The organism is Allokutzneria sp. A3M-2-11 16, assembly GCF_024213555.1.
Lineage (GTDB): Bacteria > Actinomycetota > Actinomycetes > Mycobacteriales > Pseudonocardiaceae > Allokutzneria.
In genome coordinates this window covers 1-5,447 of sequence record NZ_JANAVO010000039.1, presented here as the reverse complement: position 1 = coordinate 5,447, position 5,447 = coordinate 1, and the positions used below count along the sequence as shown (strand labels likewise).

The 5,447-nt window shown below is 57.1% G+C and carries 3 rRNA genes; all 3 read right to left on the bottom strand.

What is annotated here, in order from left to right:
• Positions 1 to 3: 3 nt before the first annotated feature.
• The 3 genes from rrf to NLX83_RS40710 all read right to left on the bottom strand — a co-directional run bounded on the left by rrf (position 4) and on the right by NLX83_RS40710 (position 5,307).
• Positions 4 to 120, bottom strand: a 5S ribosomal RNA gene (gene rrf / locus NLX83_RS40720).
• A gap of 148 nt (positions 121 to 268) precedes the next feature.
• Positions 269 to 3,396 (bottom strand): 23S ribosomal RNA (locus NLX83_RS40715).
• Between the two features lie 391 nt (positions 3,397 to 3,787).
• A 16S ribosomal RNA gene (locus NLX83_RS40710) occupies positions 3,788 to 5,307 on the bottom strand.
• The 16S, 23S and 5S rRNA genes sit together here, the layout of an rRNA operon.
• Between the last annotated feature and the right edge of the window lie 140 nt (positions 5,308 to 5,447).

The following is a 5,447-nucleotide window of genomic DNA, read 5'->3' as shown; positions in this document are numbered from 1 at the left end:
ATTGTTCGGCGGCGTCCTACTCTCCCACACCCTCACGAGTGCAGTACCATCGGCGCTGGAGGGCTTAGCTTCCGGGTTCGGAATGGGACCGGGCGTTTCCCCTCCGCCATAACCACCGAAACACTATGGAAATATCAACCACACACAACCAAGACTCACCCCGGTCTCCCCCGACACCCACCCCCACAATCGGGGTGAGGTCACAGGTGACCCGGTCTTGGTTCCGGGTTGTTCTCCCAGAACCGCACAGTGGACGCGTAGCATCTTTGTAGACAAGCCCTCGGCCTATTAGTACCAGTCAACTCCACACATTGCTGTGCTTCCATCTCTGGCCTATCAACCCAGTCATCTACTGGGAGCCTTAACCACTCAAGGTGGTGGGATACCTCATCTTGGAACGAGCTTCCCGCTTAGATGCTTTCAGCGGTTATCCCTTCCGAACGTAGCCAACCAGCAATGCCCCTGGCGGAACAACTGGCACACCAGAGGTTCGTCCGTCCCGGTCCTCTCGTACTAGGGACAGCCTTCCTCAAGTATCCAACGCGCGCGGCGGATAGGGACCGAACTGTCTCACGACGTTCTAAACCCAGCTCGCGTGCCGCTTTAATGGGCGAACAGCCCAACCCTTGGGACCTACTCCAGCCCCAGGATGCGACGAGCCGACATCGAGGTGCCAAACCATGCCGTCGATATGGACTCTTGGGCAAGATCAGCCTGTTATCCCCGGGGTACCTTTTAGCCGTTGAGCGACACCGCTTCCACAAGCCAGTGCCGGATCACTAGTCCCGACTTTCGTCCCTGCTCGACCCGTCGGTCTCACAGTCAAGCTCCCTTGTGCACTTACACTCAACACCTGATTGCCAACCAGGCTGAGGGAACCTTTGGGCGCCTCCGTTACCCTTTGGGAGGCAACCGCCCCAGTTAAACTACCCACCAGGCACTGTCCCTGATCCAGATCATGGACCGAGGTTAGACATCCAGTACGACCAGAGTGGTATTTCAACAACGACTCCACCTCAACTGGCGTTGAAGCTTCACAGTCTCCCACCTATCCTACACAAGCCGAACCAAACACCAATACCAAGCTATAGTAAAGGTCCCGGGGTCTTTCCGTCCTGCCGCGCGTAACGAGCATCTTTACTCGTAGTGCAATTTCGCCGGGCCTGTGGTTGAGACAGCGGAGAAGTCGTTACGCCATTCGTGCAGGTCGGAACTTACCCGACAAGGAATTTCGCTACCTTAGGATGGTTATAGTTACCACCGCCGTTTACTGGCGCTTAAGTTCTCAGCTTCGCCCACCGAAATGGACTAACCGGTCCCCTTAACGTTCCAGCACCGGGCAGGCGTCAGTCCGTATACATCGTCTTGCGACTTCGCACGGACCTGTGTTTTTAATAAACAGTCGCTTCTCCCTGGTCTCTGCGGCCGTTCAGCCCTAACCCGTTAAGAGTTTCAGGCCACCCGGCCCCCCTTCTCCCGAAGTTACGGGGGCATTTTGCCGAGTTCCTTAACCACAGTTCACCCGATCGCCTTGGTATTCTCTACCTGACCACCTGTGTCGGTTTGGGGTACGGGCCGCATGGACACTCACTAGAGGCTTTTCTCGGCAGCATAGGATCACTCTACTTCGCCTCAATCGGCTACGCATCACGCCTCACCCTACATGGACAGCGGATTTGCCTACTGTCCGGGCCACACGCTTACACCAGTATCACCACTGACTGGCGGAGCTACCTTCCTGCGTCACCCCATCGCTTGACTACTACCAGCTCGGATCCCGCGCTCCACTCCTCTCGTCCGAAGACTCCAGAAGCTTTGGGCGGTTAGCATCACTGACCTCGCCATGGACGCATCCACACGGGTACGGGAATATCAACCCGTTGTCCATCGACTACGCCTGTCGGCCTCGCCTTAGGTCCCGACTTACCCTGGGCGGATTAGCCTGGCCCAGGAACCCTTGGTCATCCGGCGGCAGAGTTTCTCACTCTGCTTTCGCTACTCATACCTGCATTCTCACTCGCGTCACCTCCACAGCTGGTTTCCACCGCTGCTTCCCTGGTGACACGACGCTCCCCTACCCATCCACACACCTGGACCACAGGATCAAGTCCTGCAGCCGGGCTACATATGTGAATGACACAGCTTCGGCGGTGCGCTTGAGCCCCGCTACATTGTCGGCGCTGAACCACTTGACCAGTGAGCTATTACGCACTCTTTAAAGGATGGCTGCTTCTAAGCCAACCTCCTGGTTGTCTAAGCGACCCAACATCCTTTCCCACTGAGCGCACACTTAGGGGCCTTAGCTGGTGTTCTGGGCTGTTTCCCTCTCGACTACGAAGCTTATCCCCCGCAGTCTCACTGCCACACTCTCACGTACCGGCATTCGGAGTTTGGCTGATTTCAGTAAGCTTGTAGGCCCCCTAGACCATCCAGTGCTCTACCTCCGGCACGAAACATGTGACGCTGCACCTAAATGCATTTCGGGGAGAACCAGCTATCACGGAGTTTGATTGGCCTTTCACCCCTACCCACAGCTCATCCCCTCAGTTTTCAACCTAAGTGGGTTCGGGCCTCCACGACGTCTTACCGTCGCTTCACCCTGGCCATGGGTAGATCACTCCGCTTCGGGTCTAGAGCACGCGACTACAGTTCGCCCTATTCAGACTCGCTTTCGCTACGGCTACCCCACACGGGTTAACCTCGCCACGTACCACTAACTCGCAGGCTCATTCTTCAAAAGGCACGCCATCACCCAATCCAAAAACCAGGCTCTGACGGATTGTAGGCACACGGTTTCAGGTACTCTTTCACTCCCCTCCCGGGGTACTTTTCACCTTTCCCTCACGGTACTAGTCCGCTATCGGTCACCAGGAAGTATTTAGGCTTAGCGGGTGGTCCCGCCAGATTCACAGCGAATTTCACGGGCTCGCTGCTACTTGGGATAACTACCCATGGAGATACCGGGCTTTCACGTACGGGAGTCTCACCCTCTACGCTCGCGCTTTCCAGACACGTTCCGCTAACCACAGTATTTTCTTACTCCACGACCAGCCGGCAGACCGATCCAGTAGGTCCCACGACCCCGCACACGCAACCCCTGCCGGGTATCACACGCGCACGGTTTAGCCTCATCCGCTTTCGCTCGCCACTACTCACGGAATCACGGTTGTTTTCTCTTCCTACGGGTACTGAGATGTTTCACTTCCCCGCGTTCCCTCCACACACCCTATAGATTCAGATGCGGGTAACCGGACATGACTCCGGTTGGGTTTCCCCATTCGGACACCCTCGGATCTCAGCTCGATTGGCAGCTCCCCGAGGCTTTTCGCAGCCTTCCACGTCCTTCATCGGCTCCTGGTGCCAAGGCATCCACCGTATGCCCTTAACAACTTGACCACAAAGATGCTCGCGTCCACTGTGCAGTTCTCAAAGAACAACCCAAACCCCACGCACCCAGTGACACCTACTCGGACAACATCCGCCGGTTTACCACCCACGCGAGATCAGACTTGCTACCTCATCCAGAGACAAACACTCGCGTGTTCCCTCAGGACCCAACAGTGTGCCGCACACCCTGACCATGCCCCCACCACTCAACCACCACGTTCCACACCCACGTTCACACATGAGCAGTACTAGCGGGCCTCGTCGCGAGACTCCGACAGGATTTTCGCCAGTGATTCCACAATTCCTTGAGCACCCGGCAGGCCACCACAGGCGGGTGACAACTGACCGGACACCCCACACGCTCTCCACGGAGTGCGCATGGAAGTGAGTTGCTCCTTAGAAAGGAGGTGATCCAGCCGCACCTTCCGGTACGGCTACCTTGTTACGACTTCGTCCCAATCGCCAGTCCCACCTTCGACCACTCCCCCCCATTGCTGGGTTGGGCCATGGGCTTCGGGTGTTACCGACTTTCGTGACGTGACGGGCGGTGTGTACAAGGCCCGGGAACGTATTCACCGCAGCGTTGCTGATCTGCGATTACTAGCGACTCCGACTTCACGGGGTCGAGTTGCAGACCCCGATCCGAACTGAGACCGGCTTTCTGGGATTCGCTCCACCTCACGGTTTAGCAGCCCTTTGTACCGGCCATTGTAGCATGTGTGAAGCCCTGGACATAAGGGGCATGATGACTTGACGTCATCCCCACCTTCCTCCGAGTTGACCCCGGCAGTCTCCCATGAGTCCCCACCATTACGTGCTGGCAACATGGAACGAGGGTTGCGCTCGTTGCGGGACTTAACCCAACATCTCACGACACGAGCTGACGACAGCCATGCACCACCTGTACACCGGCCACAAGGGGGCCGATATCTCTACCGGTTTCCAGCGCATGTCAAGCCCAGGTAAGGTTCTTCGCGTTGCATCGAATTAATCCACATGCTCCGCCGCTTGTGCGGGCCCCCGTCAATTCCTTTGAGTTTTAGCCTTGCGGCCGTACTCCCCAGGCGGGGCGCTTAATGCGTTAGCTGCGGCACGGAGGACGTGGAAAGTCCCCCACACCTAGCGCCCAACGTTTACGGCGTGGACTACCAGGGTATCTAATCCTGTTCGCTCCCCACGCTTTCGCTCCTCAGCGTCAGTATCGGCCCAGAGACCCGCCTTCGCCACCGGTGTTCCTCCTGATATCTGCGCATTTCACCGCTACACCAGGAATTCCAGTCTCCCCTACCGAACTCAAGTCTGCCCGTATCGACCGCAGGCTCAGAGTTAAGCCCTGAGTTTTCACGGCCGACGCAACAAACCGCCTACGAGCTCTTTACGCCCAATAATTCCGGACAACGCTCGCACCCTACGTATTACCGCGGCTGCTGGCACGTAGTTGGCCGGTGCTTCTTCTGCCACTACCGTCACTCGCGCTTCGTCATGGCTGAAAGAGGTTTACAACCCGAAGGCCGTCATCCCTCACGCGGCGTCGCTGCGTCAGGCTTTCGCCCATTGCGCAATATTCCCCACTGCTGCCTCCCGTAGGAGTCTGGGCCGTGTCTCAGTCCCAGTGTGGCCGGTCGCCCTCTCAGGCCGGCTACCCGTCGTCGCCTTGGTAGGCCATTACCCCACCAACAAGCTGATAGGCCGCGGGTTCATCCTGCACCGCCAGAACTTTCCACCCACCACCATGCGGTAGCAGGTCATATCCGGTATTAGACCCAGTTTCCCGGGCTTATCCCAGAGTGCAGGGCAGATTACCCACGTGTTACTCACCCGTTCGCCGCTCGTGTACCCCGAAGGGCCTTACCGCTCGACTTGCATGTGTTAAGCACGCCGCCAGCGTTCGTCCTGAGCCAGGATCAAACTCTCCATCAATGAATGAAGAGACGAGATCTAGCCTAGATAACTGGCAAATCAATCATCTCAAAGGAACCCTTAAGGGGTTCAATCTATATAAGCTCACTGGCTTACATCGGCACACTGTTGAGTTCTCAAAGAACACACGCACACCATCC